General features: G+C 65.6%; 25 protein-coding genes. 13 read left to right on the forward strand and 12 right to left on the reverse strand.

The window, feature by feature from the left end; all coding sequences use genetic code 11:
• Positions 1–81: 81 nt before the first annotated feature.
• The 4 genes from ABZ942_RS10190 to ABZ942_RS10205 all read left to right on the forward strand — a co-directional run bounded on the left by ABZ942_RS10190 (position 82) and on the right by ABZ942_RS10205 (position 2,670).
• Positions 82–627: a thioredoxin family protein gene (locus tag ABZ942_RS10190; RefSeq protein WP_357380431.1), complete on the forward strand. Its 546-nt coding sequence runs from the start codon at positions 82–84 to the stop codon at positions 625–627.
• An 81-nt stretch (positions 628–708) separates the two neighbouring features.
• Positions 709–1,632, forward strand: coding sequence for a hypothetical protein (locus tag ABZ942_RS10195; RefSeq protein WP_357380432.1), 924 nt, complete (start codon positions 709–711; stop codon positions 1,630–1,632).
• 77 nt (positions 1,633–1,709) lie between these two features.
• The gene (locus tag ABZ942_RS10200; protein ID WP_357380433.1) at positions 1,710–1,913 is read left to right on the forward strand and encodes a hypothetical protein; all 204 of its coding nucleotides are present in this window, start codon (positions 1,710–1,712) and stop codon (positions 1,911–1,913) included.
• Positions 1,914–1,956: 43 nt separating this feature from the next.
• Positions 1,957–2,670, forward strand: coding sequence for an SGNH/GDSL hydrolase family protein (locus ABZ942_RS10205; RefSeq protein ID WP_357380434.1), 714 nt, complete (start codon positions 1,957–1,959; stop codon positions 2,668–2,670).
• On the opposite strand, the gene ABZ942_RS10210 is transcribed toward ABZ942_RS10205, so the two are convergent.
• The 3 genes from ABZ942_RS10210 to ABZ942_RS10220 all read right to left on the reverse strand — a co-directional run bounded on the left by ABZ942_RS10210 (position 2,667) and on the right by ABZ942_RS10220 (position 5,134).
• Entirely contained in the window at positions 2,667–3,275 is a 609-nt protein-coding gene (locus tag ABZ942_RS10210; RefSeq protein WP_357380435.1) for a dihydrofolate reductase family protein, read from the reverse strand. The two genes, ABZ942_RS10205 and ABZ942_RS10210, sit on opposite strands and share 4 nt — an antisense overlap.
• Positions 3,276–3,352: 77 nt before the next feature.
• Positions 3,353–4,069 (reverse strand): class I SAM-dependent methyltransferase, encoded by a 717-nt coding sequence (locus tag ABZ942_RS10215; protein ID WP_357380436.1) that lies wholly within the window; start codon positions 4,067–4,069, stop codon positions 3,353–3,355.
• A gap of 108 nt (positions 4,070–4,177) precedes the next feature.
• Positions 4,178–5,134 carry a helix-turn-helix domain-containing protein gene (locus ABZ942_RS10220; RefSeq protein ID WP_357380437.1) on the reverse strand — a complete coding sequence of 319 codons (957 nt, stop codon included), beginning with the start codon at positions 5,132–5,134 and terminating at the stop codon, positions 4,178–4,180.
• A gap of 152 nt (positions 5,135–5,286) precedes the next feature.
• Between ABZ942_RS10220 and ABZ942_RS10225 the strand changes: the two genes are divergently transcribed.
• Positions 5,287–5,736 (forward strand): hypothetical protein, encoded by a 450-nt coding sequence (locus ABZ942_RS10225; protein WP_357380438.1) that lies wholly within the window; start codon positions 5,287–5,289, stop codon positions 5,734–5,736.
• Positions 5,737–5,739: 3 nt separating this feature from the next.
• On the opposite strand, the gene ABZ942_RS10230 is transcribed toward ABZ942_RS10225, so the two are convergent.
• The 6 genes from ABZ942_RS10230 to ABZ942_RS10255 form a co-directional block, all read right to left on the reverse strand.
• A complete protein-coding gene (locus tag ABZ942_RS10230; protein WP_357380439.1) occupies positions 5,740–6,093 on the reverse strand; it encodes an HPF/RaiA family ribosome-associated protein in 354 nt (117 codons plus the stop codon).
• 120 nt (positions 6,094–6,213) lie between these two features.
• Positions 6,214–6,873, reverse strand: coding sequence for a VC0807 family protein (locus ABZ942_RS10235; protein WP_357380440.1), 660 nt, complete (start codon positions 6,871–6,873; stop codon positions 6,214–6,216).
• 118 nt (positions 6,874–6,991) lie between these two features.
• On the reverse strand, positions 6,992–7,807 hold the full coding sequence (locus ABZ942_RS10240) for a mycofactocin-coupled SDR family oxidoreductase (protein WP_357380441.1): 816 nt from the start codon (positions 7,805–7,807) through the stop codon (positions 6,992–6,994).
• Positions 7,808–7,832: 25 nt separating this feature from the next.
• On the reverse strand, positions 7,833–9,362 hold the full coding sequence (locus ABZ942_RS10245) for an NAD(P)/FAD-dependent oxidoreductase (RefSeq protein ID WP_357380442.1): 1,530 nt from the start codon (positions 9,360–9,362) through the stop codon (positions 7,833–7,835).
• 13 nt (positions 9,363–9,375) lie between these two features.
• Entirely contained in the window at positions 9,376–9,981 is a 606-nt protein-coding gene (locus tag ABZ942_RS10250; protein ID WP_357380443.1) for a TetR/AcrR family transcriptional regulator, read from the reverse strand.
• Positions 9,982–10,071: 90 nt separating this feature from the next.
• Positions 10,072–10,410: a hypothetical protein gene (locus ABZ942_RS10255; protein ID WP_357380444.1), complete on the reverse strand. Its 339-nt coding sequence runs from the start codon at positions 10,408–10,410 to the stop codon at positions 10,072–10,074.
• A gap of 194 nt (positions 10,411–10,604) precedes the next feature.
• On the opposite strand from ABZ942_RS10255, the gene ABZ942_RS10260 reads away from it, so the two are divergent.
• Complete coding sequence (locus ABZ942_RS10260; RefSeq protein WP_357380445.1) at positions 10,605–11,360, forward strand: AAA family ATPase; 756 nt, start codon at positions 10,605–10,607, stop codon at positions 11,358–11,360.
• A gap of 3 nt (positions 11,361–11,363) precedes the next feature.
• Here the strand turns inward: ABZ942_RS10260 and ABZ942_RS10265 are convergent, their stop codons facing one another.
• Together ABZ942_RS10265 and ABZ942_RS10270 are read right to left on the reverse strand one after the other, a co-directional pair.
• On the reverse strand, positions 11,364–11,768 hold the full coding sequence (locus ABZ942_RS10265; protein WP_357380446.1) for a hypothetical protein: 405 nt from the start codon (positions 11,766–11,768) through the stop codon (positions 11,364–11,366).
• Positions 11,769–11,871: 103 nt separating this feature from the next.
• A complete protein-coding gene (locus ABZ942_RS10270) occupies positions 11,872–12,807 on the reverse strand; it encodes an aminoglycoside phosphotransferase family protein (RefSeq protein WP_357380447.1) in 936 nt (311 codons plus the stop codon).
• Between the two features lie 103 nt (positions 12,808–12,910).
• On the opposite strand from ABZ942_RS10270, the gene ABZ942_RS10275 reads away from it, so the two are divergent.
• Positions 12,911–13,162, forward strand: coding sequence for a glutaredoxin domain-containing protein (locus ABZ942_RS10275; protein ID WP_357380448.1), 252 nt, complete (start codon positions 12,911–12,913; stop codon positions 13,160–13,162).
• 321 nt (positions 13,163–13,483) lie between these two features.
• Complete coding sequence (locus tag ABZ942_RS10280; protein WP_357380449.1) at positions 13,484–14,032, forward strand: hypothetical protein; 549 nt, start codon at positions 13,484–13,486, stop codon at positions 14,030–14,032.
• Positions 14,033–14,065: 33 nt separating this feature from the next.
• On the opposite strand, the gene ABZ942_RS10285 is transcribed toward ABZ942_RS10280, so the two are convergent.
• The gene (locus ABZ942_RS10285) at positions 14,066–15,214 is read right to left on the reverse strand and encodes a hypothetical protein (RefSeq protein WP_357380450.1); all 1,149 of its coding nucleotides are present in this window, start codon (positions 15,212–15,214) and stop codon (positions 14,066–14,068) included.
• A gap of 631 nt (positions 15,215–15,845) precedes the next feature.
• Here ABZ942_RS10285 and ABZ942_RS10290 point away from each other — a divergent pair.
• The 5 genes from ABZ942_RS10290 to ABZ942_RS10310 all read left to right on the forward strand — a co-directional run bounded on the left by ABZ942_RS10290 (position 15,846) and on the right by ABZ942_RS10310 (position 21,733).
• Complete coding sequence (locus ABZ942_RS10290) at positions 15,846–16,895, forward strand: family 2 encapsulin nanocompartment cargo protein terpene cyclase (RefSeq protein WP_357380451.1); 1,050 nt, start codon at positions 15,846–15,848, stop codon at positions 16,893–16,895.
• 461 nt (positions 16,896–17,356) lie between these two features.
• A complete protein-coding gene (locus tag ABZ942_RS10295; protein ID WP_357381829.1) occupies positions 17,357–18,724 on the forward strand; it encodes a family 2B encapsulin nanocompartment shell protein in 1,368 nt (455 codons plus the stop codon).
• A gap of 3 nt (positions 18,725–18,727) precedes the next feature.
• Positions 18,728–18,931: a hypothetical protein gene (locus ABZ942_RS10300; protein ID WP_357380452.1), complete on the forward strand. Its 204-nt coding sequence runs from the start codon at positions 18,728–18,730 to the stop codon at positions 18,929–18,931.
• A gap of 16 nt (positions 18,932–18,947) precedes the next feature.
• On the forward strand, positions 18,948–19,919 hold the full coding sequence (ispH, locus tag ABZ942_RS10305; protein ID WP_357380453.1) for a 4-hydroxy-3-methylbut-2-enyl diphosphate reductase: 972 nt from the start codon (positions 18,948–18,950) through the stop codon (positions 19,917–19,919).
• Positions 19,916–21,733 carry a 1-deoxy-D-xylulose-5-phosphate synthase gene (locus ABZ942_RS10310; RefSeq protein ID WP_357380454.1) on the forward strand — a complete coding sequence of 606 codons (1,818 nt, stop codon included), beginning with the start codon at positions 19,916–19,918 and terminating at the stop codon, positions 21,731–21,733. Before ispH ends, ABZ942_RS10310 begins: the two co-directional genes overlap by 4 nt.
• Positions 21,734–21,737: the final 4 nt, after the last annotated feature.

The following is a 21,737-nucleotide window of genomic DNA, read 5'->3' on the forward strand; positions in this document are numbered from 1 at the left end:
ATGGCGCCGCCCGGATTTCCGGCGAACACCGCCGAGCGGCGTTAGGCTCGTACCGTCTTCGATCCCGACGGAAGCACTTCCATGGCGCTCGCATCCCGCATGGTTCCCCTCGGCACACCGGCACCGGACTTCACGCTGCCCGATCTAGATCACCGGACGCATTCGCGCGCGGACTTCGCCGGCGGGCCCGGCCTGCTCGTCGTCTTCGCGTCCAACCATTGCCCGTACGTCAAGCATCTCGAATCGGCGCTCGGTGAGGTGGTCGATTCGCTCCCCATGCCGACGGTGGCGATCTGCACCAACGACGCCGCCACCCATCCCGACGACGCGCCGATCCGGCTGCGCGACCAGGCCATTCGCGCGGGCTGGACGTTTCCCTACCTCGTCGACGAGGCACAGGAGGTCGGCCGCGCCTTCGAGGCCGCGTGCACCCCCGACTTCTTCCTCTACGACGCGGCCCTCACGCTCGCCTACCGCGGCGCCTTCGACGAATCCACCCCCGGCAACGGAAAACCGTTGACCGGCAACGAGTTGCGTGCCGCCATCGAAGCCGTGCTGGACGGCAAGCCGGTGCCGCAACCGCACCGGCCGAGCATGGGCTGCTCGATCAAGTGGCGTACCGACTGACGATCCGCGACGACAAGCAGTGCCCGGTGGGCGAAAATAGCAACGTCAAGGACTCGACCGTCCGACGAAAGGGGAGGGACGTTGGCAACCATCGTCCTCGTACACGGGATCGCGCAGGAGCAGGCCGCAGCCGACACACTGGAGGCGCAGTGGCTGCCCGGACTCGCGGGCGGGGTACGCAACCACGGCGACAACGACCTAGCTGATCGCCTGTGGCGCAACGGTTTACCCGGCGACATCTCGACCAGGATGGCGTTCTACGGCAATCAGTTCCTGGCCAAGGGCGCCCAGGGCACCGCGGTGGGCGACCTCGACGACGAGCAGCTCGAGCTGATGGAGCAACTCGCCGAGGAGTGGTTGGCGACCGCCGCCGAGCACGCGGGCGACCAGCGCGACCGGGCGACCGCCCAGCGGTTGGTCGCCGTGCCACCGCCGGACGCTCGACCGCAGGGCGCCCAGGCCGCACTGCGCCCGGCCCTCAACGCACTGGTCCGGCTGCGCTGGTTCGCGCCGTTCGGCATCGGGCTGGCCGAGAAGTTCGTGGTGCGAGCCCTTTCCCAAGTGACCCGCTACTTCACCGATGAGTCCGTCCGTGAGTACGCCCAACAGCAGGTGCTCGCCCACGTCGGCCCCGAGACCAAGCTCGTCGTCGCCCACTCCCTCGGCTCAGTGGTGGCCTATGAGGCGCTGCACCGGGTCGATCAGGAGGTGACCCTGCTGACCATGGGCTCGCCGCTCGGATTGCGCACCGTCATCTACGACCGGCTCCACCCGAAGCCGTCCACCGTCCCCAAATCCGTTGCCAGCTGGCACAACCTGGTCGACCGCGACGACCTCGTCGCCGCCCACCTCGACCTCGTCCCGTTCTTCCCACCGTTCCCCGGCGCCGAGGTCGCCCCGATCACCGAGGAACCGGTCGACAACGGCGCCAGCCCGCACGACTCCACGAACTACCTGACCAAGGAGATCACCGGCGGCATAGTCACCAAAGCACTGACGGGCTGACCATTCAACCCGCGTCTGCATGTCCTGATCGAAAACGCCAGCGCGCCGATCAGGAAAGTCAGTGCCGCGGCGCATATTTGACTGCTACCGACCAGCCAGAACGCGAACCGCACCCGACGGACCGTCGCGCCAAGCAGATCGTTCTGACACCGACAGGCAAGCGCCGCCGCGCCACCGCCGTCGAGCTACTCGGAGCCGAGTCGCCACTCACCTCGCTCACTGCCACACAGCAGCAAGCCCTGCGCGATCTACTGCACGCCATGGCGGAAACCCAGGACTGAACACCACTTGATATAGACATACGTACGCACGTATTGTTTGTCTATGACCGTGGCGATCCCCACCACCGAAGAAACCGATCCATTCTGCCTGCCGCCCCTGGAGGCCGCGGCGCTGCTCTACGACGCCCCGTGGCAACGATTCGGCGTGATCGGCGACAGCTTGTCCGCGGGCACCGGCGACCCGAGCCCGGGCTACGCCACCCTCGGCTGGCCCGATCGCGTCGCCGACATCCTGCGCCGCGTGCGTCCCGACCTCGAGTATGTCAACACCGCGACAGACGGGGCGACCACCGTGGAAACCCTACGGCGCCAAGCAGATCAGATGCTCGAGTTCGCCCCCGACCTCCTGCACCTACCGTCCGGCGCGAACGATATCGTCCGCCGCACACCCGATTTCGGCGAGATCGAACAGAACCTGCGCGACATGTACCGCATGGCGGCGAGCACCGGAGCCAGGCTGACCGTCTTCACCCTCGGCAAAGCCTATGTCGTGCCGGTCTTTCCGGACTGGCGCGACCGCGTCCGTCGAGTCAACGACCTCACCCGAACGCTGGCCGCGGAATTCGGCGCCACGGTAATCGACATGTGGGACCACCCGATCAACGATCGCCCGAACCTGTTGAGCGCGGACGGTATTCACTTCAGCACCGCCGGCCAGGCGGTGCTGGCGGCCGAAGTGGTCAAGCAGCTCGCGCATTTACTGGAAGCCCCCACGATGCGGGCCGGGCACGGCGGCCCGCATCGGATCGACCACTAGTCCTTCGGCAGCGCGGCTTTCGCTTCCTCGTAGCCGCCGGTGGGCGCCGCCTCGTCCTTGGTGTAGACGAGGTGCAGCACACCGGTGCTGAACGTCTCCGAGGAGAGCAGCCGCAGCGGCAACGTCGAGTCGCGATCGTCGAACAGCCGCAGGCCCTTACCCACCACGATCGGGTGCACCAGCAGATGCAGCTCGTCCAGCAACCCGGCCGCCAGCAGCTGACGCACGATGGAGACCGAACCGCTCATCCCGATATCGCCGCCGGGCTCGTTCTTCAGCGCGGCCACCGCCTCGAGCAGATCACCCTTCAGCACCTCGGAATTACGCCAGGTGAGGTCCAGGTCCTGATGCGAGACAACGATCTTGCGGGCATCGCCCATCGACTTGGCCATGCCCGCGTCCTCGCCGCCCGCATCCTCGCGGTCCGGCCAGGCCGCCGCGAAGCCCTCGTAGGTGACCCGCCCGAGCAGCAGCGTGTCGGCGGTCCCCAACTGCGCGGAGACCGCCGCACCCATCTCCTCGTTGAAGTACGGGAAGTGCCAGTCCTGCGGGTCCGCGACGACGCCGTCGATCGCAACGAACATGCCTGCGGTGATTTTCCTCATCGTCCATCTCCTGGATCAGTAGTGCCGGTGTTGCCTGATCTGACGGAGCGACGATCGGAAAATCATCGGCCGCGGCATCAGACCCGTTCAGCCTCCACTACCCAGATCGGCAGCAGCATCGAACCCGCCGAGTCGAACTCGAGCTGTGCCGCGCTGCGGTCCATCACCGCCTTGAACTCCGGCGACGGCTTGATCGCGGTCAGCTTGCCCGCGCGCAGCTCGGTGAGGTTCCAGTCCGGCGCTCGGAAGGTCGCGCGCAGTTCGTCCTCGCCGATCGAGTACGGGGCGTACGTGTCGGAGAAGTCGGCCTCGGAGAAACAGAATTGGATCAATCGCGCGCCGGGCCGCATCACCCGGCGCAGCGCGGCCACGTGCGCCTGGCGCTGCTCGGGATCGAGGCAATGTGCGAGGGCACTGCTGACGACGGTGTCGAACCGGCCGTCATAGCCGGTGAGCACGGTCGCGTCCGCGACGGCGAACTCCGCGGTGACACCGCCCTCGGCGGCCTTGGCGCGCGCCTTCTCGATCGCGGTCGGCGCGAAATCCAGCCCGGTCACGTGATAGCCGAGGCCGGCCAGGTAGATCGTGGTATCCCCTGGGCCGCAACCGATGTCGAGCACGTCGCCGGTGATCCGGCCCGCCTGCTCGAACTCGACGAGCAGCGGTTGCGGCCTGCCGATCTCCCATGGCAGCCGGTCCATGGTCAGGCCCTCGACGATGGTGCCGCCTTGATAAGCCTGTTCGAAATCGATGGTCGTCGGGTCGAGCTCGGGTATTCCGTCATTGGCGGTCATAGCTAACCTGTCCCTCGCCTTGATGGTGGATCGGGAAATTCAACGGCTGAATTCTAACCAGAAACGGAGTAAGAGTCTCCGTTTTGACGTGACATGCTTTCCGCCGATTCAGCCGCCGACGGCGGCCCCATGGAAGGCGGCGCGGTAGCTGTGCGGACTGGTGCCGACTATCCGCTTGAAGCGGTCCCGGAACGCGGTGGGCGAACCGAAACCGACCTGCCCCGCGATCCGGTCGACCGGGTGGGCGGTGGACTCGAGTAGGTACTGCGCCTGGCGAATTCGCGCCCGCAGCAACCACTGCAGCGGCGTGGTTCCGGTCTGTTCCCGGAAGCGGCGGTTGAGCGTGCGCGTGCTCATCCCCGCCTGCGCGGCGATCTCGTCGAGGGTCAGATCCTTTGCGAAATTGTCCTGCAGCCACCGTGTTACGGGTTCCAGCACCGAGCCGCGCGGAGTCGGCGGCTGGTCGTGCACGATGAATTGCGCCTGTCCCCCTTCACGTTCCAGCGGCACGACGGACAATCGGGCCGCGTCGGCGGCGACGGCAGAGCCTTGATCACGACGAATCAGGTGCAGGCACAGGTCGATTCCCGCAGCAGCGCCCGCCGAAGTGAGCACTTGACCGTTGTCCACGTAGAGCACGTCCGGGTCCACCTCGATGGCGGGATAGCGGGCCGCGAACTCCGTGGCGGCGGCCCAGTGCGTTGTCGCGCGGTGTCCGTCCAGCAGACCGGTGGCCGCCAGCACGAACGCGCCGACACAGATCGACGCGATGCGGGTGCCGCGGTCCGCTGCCTGCCGCAGCGCATCGAGGACCTCGTCCGGGACCGGCAGCGCGAGATCGGCGCGGCCGGGCACGATGATGGTGTCCGCATCGGCCAACGCCGTCAGGTCGAACGGCGGCCGCAGCGTGAACGCCCCGGCGTCCACCGTCTCCGTGACACCGCAGACCCGCACCCGGTACGCGGCTCGACCGTCGGGCAGCCTGGCCGCGCCGAACACGTCGATCGGCGTGGTGAGGTCGGAGGGGATGACCTTGTCCAGTGCGAGCACAGCCACGACATGCATGACCTCAGCGTAGGCGGCCACCTGATTCGAGCCAATGCCTGTGACCTGCGTCATTCGCCAAAATACGATGTCGGGGCGGCTGGCGAGAATCGACCGGTGTGTGGCAGTTTCGCCTATTCCTCACCGGCCGATTCACCGTTAGCCTCGCCGCTGTGACGAAGTTTCTGCTGTCGGTCCATGTGCTGGCCGTGATCCTCGCCGTCGGACCGGTGACGGTCGCCGCGAGCATGTTCGCGCCGACCACCCGCCGAGCCCTGGCCGAGCCCGGTAGCGAACCGGTCGTGCTCGCCACACTGCACCGCATCTGCCGGGTCTATGCCTACCTCGGCATCCTCGTCCCGATCTTCGGCGCGCTCACCGCACTGAGCCTCGGCGTGCTCACCAACACCTGGCTGATCATCTCGATCGGCCTGACCGCGGCCGCCGCCGGCGTGCTCGGGCTGCTGATCCTGCCCGGCCAGCACAAGATCCTCGCCGACCTGCCTGGCACCACGCCGACGCTGATCCGCCGACTCGGCATGGACACAGGCATTTTCAACCTGCTGTGGGTGGCCGTCACCGTGCTGATGATCGTCAGGCCGGGTTCGACCACCGGGGCGTGACGCCTACTCGGGCGCGGCCATGTGCCTGATCGTCTCGCCGCCCTTGGCGTGGTGCAGGCGGCCGAATTTGCTGTCGAGCAGGTGCGCCATGCTGTCCGCCGCGCCACGAATCGCCTCTTCGAGGGTTTCCCCGCGATGGGTGGCCGCCACCGGATGCTGTCCGGCGGGCCGCGCCTCCAGCACGCACTGCTTGTCTTCCGGCCCGCCCTTCTCACCGTTCAGGTCGGTCAGGTGGGCCTCGACCCGCGTCAGCTGATCGCTGAAACGGTCGAGCACCGAGGCGATCTCGGCTTCCGCCCACCGCATCAGGTCTTCGCCGCCGTGGATGCCGCTTCCGGTATTGATCTGGATCTGCACAGCTTTCTCCATTCCGTTAGGTAGCAAACTCCACGAAACCGACACTACCTGCGCGAACCCTGTGGTCGATGTCATAACGAAAGGCCCGGTCCGCGTGGACCGGGCCTATTCCGCTACTGATCAGGCGCGTTGACCACGCTTGCGGGCCAGCATGGAGATCGCGAACAGCGGCCCGACCACACAGATCATCAGCACCGGCGACAGCCACGCCATCGTGTGGACCGGCAGCTGGTAGGCGAGCACGACCCGCAGCACACCCTCGCCGAGCAGGCCGCCGCCCCACAGCACCGACAGCGCGGTGAACGCCCTGCGCTTGTCGGGATTGGTGCGGTAGGCCGCCTCGAATTCGGCCAACTTGGCCGGGCCGCTCGCGGCGATCCCCTTGCGCGCCGCCAGGTAGATCAGCGGCTTGCCGATCATGGCGCTGATCAGAAACGCGAGCCCGATCAGTACCGTGCCCACGGAATCCTTGGCGATCATCAGCCGAGCATCGCCGGTGACCAACGAGAGCACGAGCCCGACGACGAAGCTGCACAGGACGATTGCCGAAATCACCTCGAGGCGCCGGGACCGGATCGCCAGAAAGATCAGCATCGCGGCGGAGAGCACGGTACCGGCGAGCAGTCCGGCGAAATCGCTGTAACCGAGCGCGTGCATGGCGAAATAGGCGCCCACCGGGACGGCGATATCGCGGGCGAGCGGCGCCAGCCAGGTGCGCACGCCGCCGGACGACTCGGTGGGCTGATCGACCGTGCTGGTGTCGGCGTTGGTCATGGTCATCGGAGTTCTCCTCGTCGGCGTATTCAGCGGTGCGCTACGAGAATTGACGCTACGGGCGCCGACGAGCGAGCGAATCTGTCAACCATCACGACTGCGGCATGACAGATGTCATGCCGGGTTACCGAGCCAGGTAACCCTTGTCGACGGGGATCTGGGCGCCGGTGATGACACCCGACGCATCCCCCGCCAGCCACACCACGACCTCGGAGATCTCCTCGGGTTCCACCAGTCCGTCGGTCTTGAGCAGGTTCGGCTGGAAGCTGTAGACGAAGGTGGGGTGCTTCTCGAACATCGAGTACATCGACGTGTCGTTGCCGAGCGGGGTGTTGGTGCCGTACGGCAGCACCGTGTTCGCCCGGATGCCGTACTCGCCGAGCTCGATGGCCAGGGACTTGGTCAGCCCGACGACGCCGAATTTGCTTGCGGCGTAATGGCCGCAGCCGGGCGGCGCCTTGACACCCGCCGAGGAACTGACGGTGATGATCGATCCGCCGTTGCCCGCCTCGATCATCGCGGGCACCGTCGCCTTGATGGTGTTCCACACGCCGACCAGGTTGACGTCGATGGCCTCCTGGAACTGTTCGGGCGAAATCTCCCAGAGCCGGCCCCAGCTGCACACCCCGGCATTGGCGACCACGATGTCGAGGCGGCCGAAGGTGGCGATGGCCTCGGCCACCGTGTCCTGCAGCCCGGCCAGGTCGCGCACGTCGACCTGCTTGGACAGCATCTTGCGCCCCTCGCCCTCGACCAGCCGGGCCGTTTCGGCCAGGTCCTCGGGCTCGGCCATCGGATATCCGCTGAACGGCGTGGCCTGCGCGCAGACATCGATGGCGACGATGGCGGCGCCGGCCCTGGCCAGCCGGACCGCGTGCGAACGTCCTTGTCCGCGAGCGGCTCCGGTCACCAGTGCGACTTTTCCGGCGAGTGCGGTCATAGTGTTCCCTCGATTCTCGATGGATTCAGTTGTGTGCTGTGAACGAGTAGTCGTCGATCGGCGAGAACCGGCTGAACCACAGTGCGCCACTGATGGTTTGCGGCCGGTAGTAGAGCGCCTCGCCCTGTGAGTTGACGAAATAGGTGCGCAGGCCGGGGTTGCAGTCGACGGTGTAGGTGCTGATGACCTTGCCGTGCCGGTTCATCTTGCGGACCCAGCGACCGAACGCTTCGGTACGGACCTGTGCCACAGTGGCTTTCCGTCGGCCCGCCTCGGTGATGACCCGGACGGCATGGCGCGCGGTGAGGTCGACGAAGGTATGCCAGGCCGCGCCGACGAAGCCCTGCGGCGCGACCAGCGACCAGCGATTGGGCAGGCCGGGATGGGCCGAGCCGCCATAGCTGCGCAGTCCGTTGCTCCGGTACTCATCGGCCAGATCGAAGCCGTTGGGGCCCAGGGTCTTTCCGGCCTGGTAGGTTTCCGGATCGGTGAACAGCTCGTAGCCCGTTGCCAGGACGATGAGGTCGTACGGACGTTCCACGCCGTCAGCCGTGCGAATGCCGTCGGCGGTGATGCGCTCGATCGGATTCGCCACCAGCGACGCCGAATCCGATTCGAGCGCACTGAAGAAGCTGCTCGACAGCACGGGGCGCTTGGCGAGGATGCCGTAGCGCGGCACCATCGCCTTCCGGTCGGCGTCGTTGCTCACCTTGCTCCGCAACAGGATTCGATACAGGCCGCGCCAGATCTTGTCGTACTGGGGCAACACGGCGGCGAGCAGTTTGCGCGGCAGCAACGGAAGTACGTTGCAGATCAGTTGCAGCGGCAGCTCCATGATCGCCAGCACCGATCCGTTGATTGCCGCGGCGACGCCTGGGATGGCCAGAATCCGTTGCGCGCGTGGCGAAAACGCGAAGTCGGGCTTAGGCAGAATCCAGGAGGGAGTGCGCTGATAGACGTCCACCTGCTCGGCCGCGTCGACGACCGCCGCGACGATCTGCACCGAACTCGATCCGGTGCCGATCACCGCCACTCGCTTACCGGCACAGGAGTATCCGGCGTCCCACGCGTTCGGGCGCAGTATCGTCCCGCCGAATTCGTCGGTGCCCGCGATGGTGTCGGTCGATTTCGCGTTGATGTATCCGCCGACGGCATTGATGACGAACCGTGCCCGGACCGGCTCATCCCCGGCGATGTCGAGCACCCAGACCTGGTCTTCGTCGTCCCATACTTCGCGCTCTACCGTGCAGTTGCCGCGAAAGTACTTGTACAGGTTGAGATCCGTGGCAACCTGCTGGTTGTATCGCTGGATCTCGGCGCCCTCCGGGAACAGCCGCGACCAGTCGGCCTTGCGAGCGAAGGGGAATTGGTAGAAGAGGGTCGGTATGTCGACCGCCAGGCCGGGATACACATTGTCGCGCCAGCTGCCGCCGAAATCGCCTGCCCGATCCAGGATTACGAAATTCGTTAGGCCGGAACGCAATAGGTGATGCGCCGCGGTGATACCTCCGGGCCCGGCTCCGATGATCGCGACCTCGAAGTCTGCACTTGCCATCTGTTTCTACTCTCTAGGTGACACGGGGTGCGAGACCGTTCAGCAGGAAGTCGCTGGTGCGAGCCCGCACGTCGTCCGCACTGCCGAAACCGGCTACGGCGAACGGCAAGATCTCCAAACTGAGCAGCACACGCACGATCCAGTCGCCCGCATGCAGCGGCTCCAGCCCGGGGTCCACTTCGCCGCGATTTTGCGCCTCGGCGACCAGCGTCGCCCAGAAGGTGGCCCAGCTGAGGCACAGGTTGTCGCCGTAATGCTCCAGCAGCGTGACGATGATGCTTTCGGTGCGCAGCGCGGGCGAAAAGGCTTGCGGCGTCTTGACGTGGTCGTAGATCATCGCCGCCGCCGCGCCGATCTGATCGCGCAGCGTCGGCAACGGCCGCACGCCCGCCGCCAGTCCCTCGATGAAGGCGTTGCACAGGTACGCCAGCCCGGCGTTGATCGCGGTTTCCTTGTCGCCGAAGCCGTTGTAGACCGTCCCGCGCGATACTCCGGCGATCTTGGCGACCTCGGTCAGCCGAAAACCGTTGACCCCGAAGCGCCGAACGCATTCCGCCGCACCTTGGACCAGTTCGATCGAGGCTTCTCCCCAGGGTGCGTCCTGCGCCGCGCTGCTCATGTTGAACATATTGCGTCAATATGTTCAAAGCGTCAAGAGTGGGTCGACGAATTCCGCGGACGGAAGGTGTCTCGACGGGCTACGAGTGCGTCAATCCCACAGTGCCGCAACGACAGTCTGATAGTCGCCCGATTCGAGGGTCGGTCGCCCGGTCGCGAGCAGCCACCGTTCGACCGCGCGATCGCCGTCGGTGCGATACGTCCGCTGCTCACCGCGCGCGATCTCGATGACGCCGCGCCGCACCCGCAGGATCTCCTCGTCCGACAGTCGCGCGATGAAACCCCGGTAGGCACTGTCGTTTTCGACATCACCCACCGTCGATCGCGGTGCCGCGGCGATCAATCCGTGTAGCTGCGCCTCGTCCCCGGGCGCCAACTGCCACTTCGGATTGGGCTTGTCGGAATGGATGTCGAGTTCGACCCTGATCATTACCGTTCCCCTGACGACAGCGCGCCGCTCACCACAGCGGCAATAACCGTCCCGCGCGAAGACTCCGGCAACACTGACCTCCGCATGGGCGCCTGGATGGGGAGATGGTAGCCCCGGGGCGCCGCGCCCACCACTCGGCGAAACAAATTCTGACCAGGCAATTCCGCACGCGGTCTGCGCATTTACCATGGGGCGTGCGCAAGGACGTCGAGACACCCGGATTCCTCCGCGAGATGCGGTTCGCGTCGGATGGCGTCGACATGGCCGAATATCCGTTCTGTCTGCCCGCCGTGACGCATCTCGCCGAGGTGGGCAGCCTCGCGCTGTCGCCGGGCGTGACGTTCTTCGTCGGCGAGAACGGCAGCGGGAAGTCGACGCTCGTCGAGGCGCTCGCGGTCACCCTCGGCATGAATCCGGAGGGCGGCAGCCAGCATTATCGCTTCACCACCCGCTCGACCGAGTCGGTCCTCGGCGACCATCTGACGGTGAAGTGGGGCATCGACAAGCCTCGCAGCCGATTCTTTCTGCGCGCCGAGTCGTACTACAACGTCGCCACCCAAACCGAGGAGCTCGGGCCCGACCAGTTGGCGATCTTCGGTGGCGTGTCGCCGCACGAACGCTCCCATGGCGAGTCGTTCGTGGATCTGATGCGGCTTCGGTTCTTCCCGAACGGCCTGTACCTGCTGGACGAGCCAGAGGCGGCATTGTCACCGCGTGGCTGCATGGCAGTACTGGCGCTGTTGTCGGACCTGACCGCGAAGCGCTGCCAGTTCGTGGTCGCGACCCACTCCCCGATCCTGCTCGCGCTGCCCGGCGCCACCATCTACGAGATCGCCGAGGACGGCGACATCGGCGAGGTCAGCTACGACCAGGCGCTACCGGTCCGCCTGACCAGGGATTTCCTCGCCGATCCGGACCGCTACCTGCGCCACCTGGTCGATGGGGAGTAGCGCTCAGCCGCCGAAGACATTGCAGCCGTAGCCCAGGTGCACGCCGTTACCGACCCGCAGGTCCACGCTGGCCGCAACGCTGTCGTCGGGCGCCTGCGCGGCACTGATCGTGTGCAACCCCGGCGTCGCGGGTACCCAATCCACGAGCGCGACACCGCCGGACGGTCTCACCGTAGCGAACGGAATCCCGTTGTCGTAGAACACAACCGGCTGCACCACATCGGTCAGCTTCGCTTTCGCCTGATAGGTACAACCGGTCCCATAATTGGTCGCCGACCCGAAATTGATCCCCGGCGACATTCCGACCTGCGTCACCGTCGCGCCCGCGCCGGGCATGACACCCACCGCAGCGGCGCCGACCATTCCCGCAACAACCCCGACTCGCATCCAGATGGTTCGCTCCGCCATGAATTCGGTCCTAAGTCCTGGGCGCCGGAGCACCACGCCCCAGCGAGATACCTTGCATCCTCACTCCCCCAGCCCACTTCTGTGACACAAACGGCCGAATGTTTCAGATCAGTCCGCGAATGTCGTCGGCGATACCGGGCAACGGCGTCGTCTCGCCGATGGAGGCGAACCAGTCCCACAGCTCGAGGGCGTGATAGAGGCGATAGAGCGTCGATCGTTCGGACCAGTCGTCAGGTAGCGGGCCATAGCCCTGCGCCAGCGCAGCTCGCTTTACCGGGTTACCGCGGATGGCGTAGTAGTCGGTCTTGGCGAGATCCAGGAGTGGGTCTGCGGCAGCGGCGTTCTCCACATCGATGAAGCCGGTCACCGTCCAGTTGCCTGCGTCTTGCTGCACGAGAACGTTGCCTTCATGGAAGTCGTTGTGGCACAACACCGGAGCTTCGCAGCGACGGAACAGATGAGTTCGTTTCGCAACATAGGCACGGATAGCTGCGTGCAATGCCGAGTCACCACCGAGTTGTTCGAACTCGGCGAGCTTCTTGGTGAACTGGCGTGTCATGTAAGCGGTGTTGTCCGGCTCCGGATCGAGTATTCGGGTCGTCAGATAGCCGTAGGCGGACAGCTCGATGTGATGAATCGCCGCGAGGGCCGCGCCCAACTGCCGGTAGACGTGGGCAAGCTGCGCGTCGTCGAGATAAATGCTGATGTGTGAAAGCGGTTGGCCGGGCAGCGTCGTCATGACCGTGCAGGCACAACCCAGCGGCCCGATATCCGGCTCCACCCGCAGGATCACCGGAATCGGAACCACGCCGCCGGCCTGCAACAGCCGATACACGTGAACCTCTTTGGCCTGCTTCCAGCGCCACTGATCGGCATATAGCTTCACGATCACCGATCGCGCAGGCTCCGCGCAGCGCACTTCGTAGACCGAGCTCAGCTGCCCGCCCGTCCGAGCGCGAATATCGGTCACAACCGCATCCGGCCATACCGGACGGAGGATTTCGGTGGCCTGGTCCTCGTCGAGAGGTCGATCGAACACGCACTCGACCGTAGACAAGGCCGCATCGCCGGTCGACCGAATTTCCCATACGCTCGAAAGGACCCGCACGCGCCCAGGACAACGAACGCACCGAGGACTAGTGATGACCGATTCCGGACCGTCCGATCCCATCACCGTCTATTGGCGCTGGGGTTGTCCCTACTGTCTGCGGCTCGGTGCCCGGCTGCGGCTTGCGCGGATTCCGTTCCGGCGGGTCGACATCCGTGATCCGAAGGCCGCGGCCGAGGTGCGGGCGATCACCGGCGGGGACGAGATCACGCCGACCGTGCTCGTGCACGGGCGTGCGCTGGTGAACCCGAGTATCGGCGAGATTCGCGTCGCACTGGCGGGTTGATCAGTCGGCAGACAATTCGAACTTCAATAACGTATTCGTTGCCAGGACAGTTCTGGATGGGTGTAATTTTCAGTCATTTCAGAGCATTTCACGCACTCCCGCGTACACCCGCTGAGCTGGCATTTTGCCGCACCTCACCGGGTACGCTAACCTTTCCGCGATCCATCTGATTCCGCTGGTAGGGCATGTGGCCGCCGCACATAGCCTGCCCTTGCGGCCCGTGATTCGGGTCGACAATCGGGCCCCGGACAATGCGATGGACGCTGTTCGAAAATTCTCATGAGCACGCCAGAGTCTGCTTCACAGTTTCAGATGGCAGTTATGCCAGGAATCCATGACGCACAGGTGGCTCTTGGCTCGGCTGCCGGCGTCGCCGAAACAGCAATGGGAGGTAGCGTTTCTATGCGTACATCGAAGGTTCTGGCCGGCAGTGCGCTGGCGATCGCCGCGGCGATGCAGATCGGTTTGGGCGGTGCGGCTTCGGCCGCTGAAGGCGAGTCGCTTGCCGTCGCCGCCGCGGCCGTCGATAAAGACGGAAAACTGATGGTCGACGTCCTCTACACCTGCGCCACCGATGCGAAGCACAAGATGCTGAGCATCTCCGCCGAAGAAACGGACAAGGACGGCAAGACCGTCGCCGAAGGCACGGGCACCGGCAAGCTCGTCATTACCGACTACGACCCCGACACGAAGAAGAACACGGAGAAGCCGGGGTGCAACGGAGAACAGCAGCGGTTGACCGTCACCGTCGAGCCGGATGACGAGGCGAAGAAATTCGTCAAGGGCGGAATGGGCACCGTAACAGTATCGTTCAGCGATGACGTCCAGTTCAACGCGAAGCAGAGCGGCGTGAAGTTCATCGGCTGGTAGCACAACGACGACCAGTCGGCCCCGGTCCGGGAGTCACATGAACGATGTCTCCTTGGTCAACCCGAGGGATTCGTCGCCACCGGTGATGATCGGCTGACAGTTGCCGATGCCGGTCGCACCGGTGGAATCGGTTACCCGGACCACGGTGTCGCGGATCTGATGTAGGCGGCGAGCGGATTCGTAGGTGGAGCAGTCCTCGATCCGCTCGCCGTCCACGTGCAGCCCCGGCCCGAGCCATGAACCGTGGTGCCGCCCTTCGAATCCGAAGTAGAGCCCGGCACCGAGATGAAACCCGGTGTCCGACAAGGTCTCCACCTTCAGCACTCGCTCGGTGCCGTCTTCCGTCGTCGCACGGAGCTCACCACCGAGCAGCCGCCGGTTGTCCGGGTCGAAGGACAGGTCAGGCACCAGGTCCTGCCACTTCTCGAACCGACCGTCCGCATGCTCGACCCCGCCCATCACCGTCTTGCTGAAAAACCCGTCCATCTGCACGATTTGGTAGTGCAGGTGCAGTCCGTATCGTGACCCGTCCGCCCGAGTCATCAGAATCGGCGCCCAAATCATCCGGAACGACACCTCCGGCGGCAGATCCATCGACTCCACATCACCGAGCGGCACGCCGACGTCGTACCGCACACCCCACGAGTGATCTCTGGTCGACACCCAGTCGTCGAACGTGGTCCGCACCCCATCGATGCTGACCCACCCCCTGGCGGTACCGATCTGGTGATAGCGCACCAGATCCGACATCACCCGATACCCTCGCCGCATGTGCGTGCGATCCTCGAGCTGCGCGGGCAACGCCGCCTCGAACGTCCACTCGAAAGCCACCGGCTGACAATCGTTTTCCGCCAAGCTGAAGCGAATCTTCCGCAGCGGCTCCACGATCTCGTACTCGATCGGCCCCACCGACAAAACCTCCGGCGTCGGCAGCAACGTCCGACTCCCCCGTACCGTCACCTGCTCGACCCCGCGCGAAACCCCCGCGTACCCGTCGAGCACATTGCGATTCTTGTACTGCCCCAACCCGAACCCGAGCTGCACCGACCCATCCGGCGCGCAAGCCATCGCACACACCTTCTCGGTCCACGCCAAGTCACTGGTGCCGACCGTAGCAACGGTATCGACGATCTGATGATTAAAACCTTCGTCGGCAGCGCCGAGCGGTCCGATCGGATTCACACCCCCGTCGTAACACCCCGGCCTGTCCTCCGTCGACCCCCGATCCCGCCCACCGGTCGAGGAGCGTCGTCTCGGCCCCCGGCGGACAGCGCCGTCGTTTCTGTCGACCGCTCGCAATAACAACACGAGCGCGAAATACCAAGCACCACAGAGATTAACAGCAATTCGACAGCAATAGCGAAAGGAGTTCGAGTCAATTTCCCTCGCACACAACGAATTTCGACAACCCGGACATCACACAGCAAGCCGACATCAACCATCGGATCCGAACTGCGAACCTTACTGCGAAGTACGGGTTTACGCAGAATAGCCGATGGCTATAAACTACTCATGGGCGTACCTTGATCAGATCGTTCGTCGGGATCGTTCCCGAGATCATCACACACGCAACGGCTTCCACAGTGCGTTGTGCGCCGGTATTCGCTACAGCCAAAAGAATCCACCATTGCGATCGCCCCGACCCGACCACAGCGGGTTCGCGGCATTCGTATCATCGTCGAGCGCCGAGCCGACATCCCACGGCAGCGCTGACCGAGGGGAAATGCACATCATGGAGACGCTGGCTTCCGACCTATCCACACCACCACCCGCTCAACCGACAAACGCATTAGCTACGAACGCATTACAGCGTGTGCTGACAGCGCCGACCGGGGTGGGTACCGCCGCGGCCCGCGCACCAGGTCTACCCACACCCGCCCCGCCCTATCTGGAAAGACAGTGGGGCGACGGCTCCGCCCCGCCGCTGTATTGCCCTGCGCCGGAACGAAACGACGTAGCGCTCGCCGCAGAGGTCGAGCAGCGCCTGGCCGCATGGGCTCTCGACGTCGGCTTCTCCCCCGACGAGATCGACCATCTCCGCGCGGTCGGCTTCGGCAGCTTGATGATGCTCACCCATTCCCAGAGCAACGACCCGGACCTGCTGCTGCTGGCCGCTCAACTGAATACCGGATGGTGGGCGGCCGACGACTACTACGCCGACGACACCGCCCTCGGCGCGGTACCCGAACTACTGTCCCCCAGACTGGCCCTGGCGATGGCCGCCATGGACCCGCTGCCACCCGCAGGTGAATTCACCCCGCCGCTCGAGCGCGCGCTGCAATCCGACCTGGTACTTCGCACCCTGGGTTCGGCCGTCGACCACCTGCACAGGCACGCGACCCCAGCCCAGATCCAGCGCGTCTGCTACTCCACCTTCTCGATGTTCGTGGCCTGGACCGCCTACGCCACCTGGCGGCACACCGGCGACCTACCCACCGCCTGGGAATACCTCGGGGCACGCCAGCACGACAGCTTCTACACCTCGATGACACTGATCGATGTGGTCGGCGGATACGAACTGCCTGCCAACCTGTTCTACGAGCCGCGAGTGCGCCGTGCGGCAATCCGGGCCGGCACCGCCGCGGTCCTCGTCAACGACCTCATGTCGGTAGCAAAAGACGCCGCCGACGAGGTGCCGGTCTGCAACATGGTGCTGCTGATAGCGGCCGAGCGGAACTGCTCGATCGAGCGCGCGACCGAGATCACCGTCGACCTGCACAACAGGATCGTCCGCGACTTCCGAGCGGGCCACGACGAGCTGCGCGCGGTACCGTCGCCAGAACTCCAACTGTTCCTGCACGGGTTGCAGGCTTGGCTGGGCGGCGGATTCGAATGGCATAACACCAATCCGCGGTATCACTGACGATACCGATCCTCCACGGGTCGACGGGGCAACGGCGACACCATAAGGGAGGTTGGTACCCGCGGTGCGTGAAAGCGCCGCCATGCTCCGGTCAAATCTGCCGTATCACAAACGCTCAAGCCGCTGCATGCTTCGACTCGGTCAGTAATGTCGGAGCATTTACCGTCACGCGCGGAATATTGATTCCGAGCAGCGTGTGACGTAATTGATCGCGCCCATTTTCCGAGCATTCTTTCGCCGAAAAACATTGGTAGATAAAGGTTTACGAGACATCCGATCAGGGCATACCATAGATCAGGAAGTCGAATTCATATTCTCGGAACCCGACCTGAAAGCCGCGAAAGCGACGGGTCGCATCGCATCCGTATTCCACCCCCAGCAAAGAGGGCATCGCCATGACTGTTACGCGAGACTCCGAAACCTCTCGACTTGCCGAAGGCCCTGCCGAAGTGACCAAGCAAATGTCGCTCAGCACCGCCGCCGCCCGAAACTTGGCCACCACCACCAAGACTCCGCCGCAGATGGCAGGCATCACCTCGCGCTGGCTGTTACGTCAGCTGCCCTGGGTACAGGCCTCCGGCGGGACCTATCGGGTCAACCGCAGGCTTTCCTGGCGCCGCGGCCGCGGTCGCGTGTCGTTCGTCCAGAACGGCGCCGACAATGTGCGGATCATCCCGGAGTCGCTGGCGGAGATCCCCGTCCTGCACGGTTTCAAGGACAACGACGTACTGACGGAATTGGCAAATCGGTTCTCCCCCAGAGACTTCCAGCCGGGCGACCTGCTGGTCGAGGAGGGACATCCGGTCCGCGAGGTGTTCATCCTCGCGCACGGCCGCCTCGATCGCATCACCACCGGCGAGTACGGCGAGCAGGAATTGCTCGGCGTGCTGACCGACGGCGACCACCTCGGCGACGAGGCGCTGATGCAGGCGGATCCGCTGTGGACCGCCAGCGCGCGCGCCTGCACGGCGGGCACAATCCTTGTGCTGCAATGGGATTCATTCCTCGAGCTGCTCGACAGCTCACCCGAGTTGCGCGAGCACCTGCGCAAGGTCGTGAACGAGTCGAGCCGGCGGGTCAATTCGAAGGGTGAGGCCGAGATAGCCCTGGTCGCAGGCCATCAGGGCGAACCCGTGGTGCCCTCGACCTATGTCGACTACGAGCTGAGTCCCCGCGAATACGAACTCTCGCTGACCCAAACCGTGCTGCGGGTACACACCAGGGTCGCCGATCTCTACAACGAGCCGATGAATCAGATCGAACACCAACTGCGGCTCACCATCGAGGAGATGCGCGAGGAGCAGGAGTGGGAACTGTTGAACAACAGGGACTTCGGCCTGCTGCACAACACCGACTATGACCAGCGATTCTCCACCCACTCCGGCCCACCGACCCCCGACGACATGGACGACCTGATCTCCATGCGCCGCAACACCAAACTGATCCTCGCCCATCCCAAGGCGATCGCCGCGTTCCTGCGCGAATGCAACCACCGCGGTCTGACGCCGGGCATGACCTCGGTCGAGGGACACAATGTGCTGGCCTGGCGCGGGATACCGATGTTCCCGTGCTCGAAGATCCCGATCAGCGAGCGGCAGACCTCCTCGATCATCGCCATGCGCACCGGCGAAAAGGACCAGGGCGTGATCGGGCTGCACCAGATCGGTATCCCCGACGAATTCGAGCCGAGCCTGAACGTCCGATTCATGGGCGTCGACGATCGCGCCCTCATCGAATACCTGGTAACCGCCTACTACTCGGTCGCGGTGTTGGTCCCCGATGCCATCGGGATCATGGAAAACGCCAATGTCGCGGCCCCGAAGGGTTGAGCCATGACCGGTCTTCCCTCCTCGATCCCACCCGGACCCACCGGGCTGGGAACGGCGTCCGCCCGCATCGTGGACGCTCTGCGGCGCGGCGGCGGCCCGCCCCGTCCTGCCGCCGCGCCGCCACCCGGGCCGGTCGATCCGGTCGACGAAACCGTCACTGCCACCACACCCCCGAGCAGCCGCACGCCCGTGCACTGCACCCGCTGAACGAGCGGAGGATCGCATGGCCACCACCGAAGACGCCGGCCGGAACCGCCCGAGGACGGTACTGCTGGCCTCGCCGCGCTCGTTCTGCGCGGGCGTCGAACGAGCCATCGACACGGTGGAACGGCTACTCGCGGCGCCGGGCCGCAGCGAGCCGGTGTACGTGCGCAAGCAGATCGTGCACAACAGGTACGTGGTGGACGATCTGGCGGCCCGCGGTGCGGTGTTCGTCGAGGAACTGGACGAGGTCCCGGCCGGCGCGACAGTGGTGTTCTCCGCACATGGTGTCTCGCCCGAGGTGCGCGAGCAGGCTCGGGACCGCGGGCTCACCACCGTCGACGCCACCTGTCCGCTGGTCACCAAGGTGCATTCGGAGGCTCGGCGTTTCGCCGCCCGCGGCGACACGGTGGTGCTGGTCGGACACGCGGGCCACGAGGAGGTGGAGGGCACCCGCGGCGAGGCGCCGGAGGCAACCGTCGTCATCGATGATCCCGCCGAGGCCGCCGCGCTGCGGGTCGCGGACGAGTCCAAGGTCTCGTTCCTCACTCAGACGACACTGTCGGTCGAGGAGACCGAGGCGACGATAGCGGCGCTGCGCCAACGCTTTCCACTGTTACGCGGACCCGGTAGCGCCGACATCTGTTACGCGAGTACCAACCGCCAATATGCCGTGGAGCAGGTCGCCGCGCGCAGCGACGTGGTCCTCGTTGTCGGTTCGACGAACTCGTCCAACTCCCAGCGCATGGTCGAGGTCGCCGAACGGCACGGTACCCCGGCGCATCTCGTCGAAGACGCCTCCGCCATCCAGCCCGCCTGGATCGCGCCCGCCACGATCATCGGTCTCTCCGCGGGCGCCTCGGCGCCCGCGGTCCTGGTCGACGCGGTGATCGCGGCGCTGCGTTGCTGGGGACCGATCACGGTCGAGGAGTGCGTCACCACCGTGGAGGATGTGTCCTTCGCACCACCGACTCCCGTCAGGCGCCGATCATGAAGTCCCCCTTGCCTTTACCTGAGACACTGCTCGCCGGGCTGTCCGGTCCGGACGACCTCCGGGCGCTGCCGAGGGACCGCCTGGCCGCGCTGGCCGCCGAGATCCGCGAGCTGATCATCGGCACCGTCCTGACGACCGGCGGCCACCTCGGCCCCAATCTCGCTGTCGTCGAGCTGACCATCGCGCTGCACCGGGTGTTCTGTTCGCCGCGCGATACCTTGCTGTTCGACACCGGACACCAGTCCTACGTGCACAAGATCCTGACCGGCCGCGGGCACGCGTTCGCCACCAGCCTGCGGCAGCCCGGCGGGCTGTCCGGGTATCCGAATCGGGCCGAGTCTGTCCATGACGTCATCGAAAATAGCCACGCGTCAACGGCACTCGCCTATGCCGACGGTATCGCCAAAGCCCGCGCGCTGACCGACTGCCGGGATCGCGCCGTGGTCGCCGTCGTCGGCGACGGCGCGCTCACCGGCGGCCTGGCCTACGAGGCGCTCAACAACATCGGCGCGGCCCAGCACCGGCCGGTCATCGTGGTCCTCAACGACAACGGCCACTCCTACTCGCCGACCTTCGGCGCCATCGCGGCGCACCTGGCGCAGTTGCGCGGGACGGTCGGCCGGGATTCGCGCACTGCGTCGTGGTCGCGCCCCGCGAACCCGACCGTGTTCGAACAGCTCGGGCTGGCCTACCTCGGGCCGTTCGACGGCCATGACGTCGGCGCACTGGAAACCGCACTGCGCCAAGCCAAGAGCCTGGGCAGGCCGGTCGTGGTGCACGCGGTCACCGTCAAGGGCAAGGGCTACGGACCGGCCTGCGCCGATCCTGAACGGATGCACACGGCGAGCCCGAAACCCGTTGTCCCCAAGCCAGGTTCGCCGACCGCCTCGTGGACCGACATCTTCGCAGGCGAGCTCGTCGACCTCGGCGCCAGGCGCGGTGACGTCGTGGCGATCACCGCGGCGATGCCGGGCCCGACCGGCCTGACCCGGTTCGCCGAGCGCTATCCGGACCGCTGCTTCGACGTCGGCATCGCCGAGCAGCACGCGGTGGCCAGCGCCGCGGGCTTGGCGATGGCGGGCCTGCACCCCGTGGTCGCCCTGTATTCGACCTTCCTCAACCGCGCCTTCGACCAGCTGCTGCTCGACGTCGCGCTGCACAGACTGCCGGTCACCTTCGTGCTGGATCGGTCGGGCATCACCGGCCCGGACGGTCCGAGCCACCACGGCATGTGGGATCTCACCCTGCTCGGCACCGTTCCTGAACTACGGGTAGGCGTGCCGCGGGACGCGGTTCAGCTGCGGGTGATGCTCGATGAGGCCGTGGCGCACACGGCGGGGCCGACCGCACTGCGTTTTCCGAAGGCCTCCGTCGACGCCGCCATCGCCGCCATCGATCGGGTCGGCAGCCTTGATCTGCTGTACCGCTGCGGAGCGCCCCAGCTCCTGCTGGTGCCGATCGGGCCGATAGCCGCGGAATGCGTTGCGGCGGCGCGGAACCTGACCGACAGCGGCATCGGTGTCACGGTGGTCGACCCACGCTGGCCACTGCCGGTACCCACGGAGCTGCTCGAGCTCGCCGCCGAATACGAGCATGTGATCACCGTCGAGGACAACATCCGGCACGGCGGCATCGGCGCCCACCTCACCCGCGCGCTCGGCGATGCCGCCATCGACCTGCCCGTGACCACCATGGGCCTGCCGCAGCGCTTCCTCGGACACGGCAAGCGCGCCGAGATCCTCATCGCCGCAGGGCTTTCCGCCACAGGCATCACGGAAACCGCGCTGCGCCACGCGAACCACCTCAGGAGGTAGTCCA

Origin of the sequence: Nocardia sp. NPDC046473, from assembly GCF_040645995.1 — a bacterium.
GTDB lineage: Bacteria > Actinomycetota > Actinomycetes > Mycobacteriales > Mycobacteriaceae > Nocardia.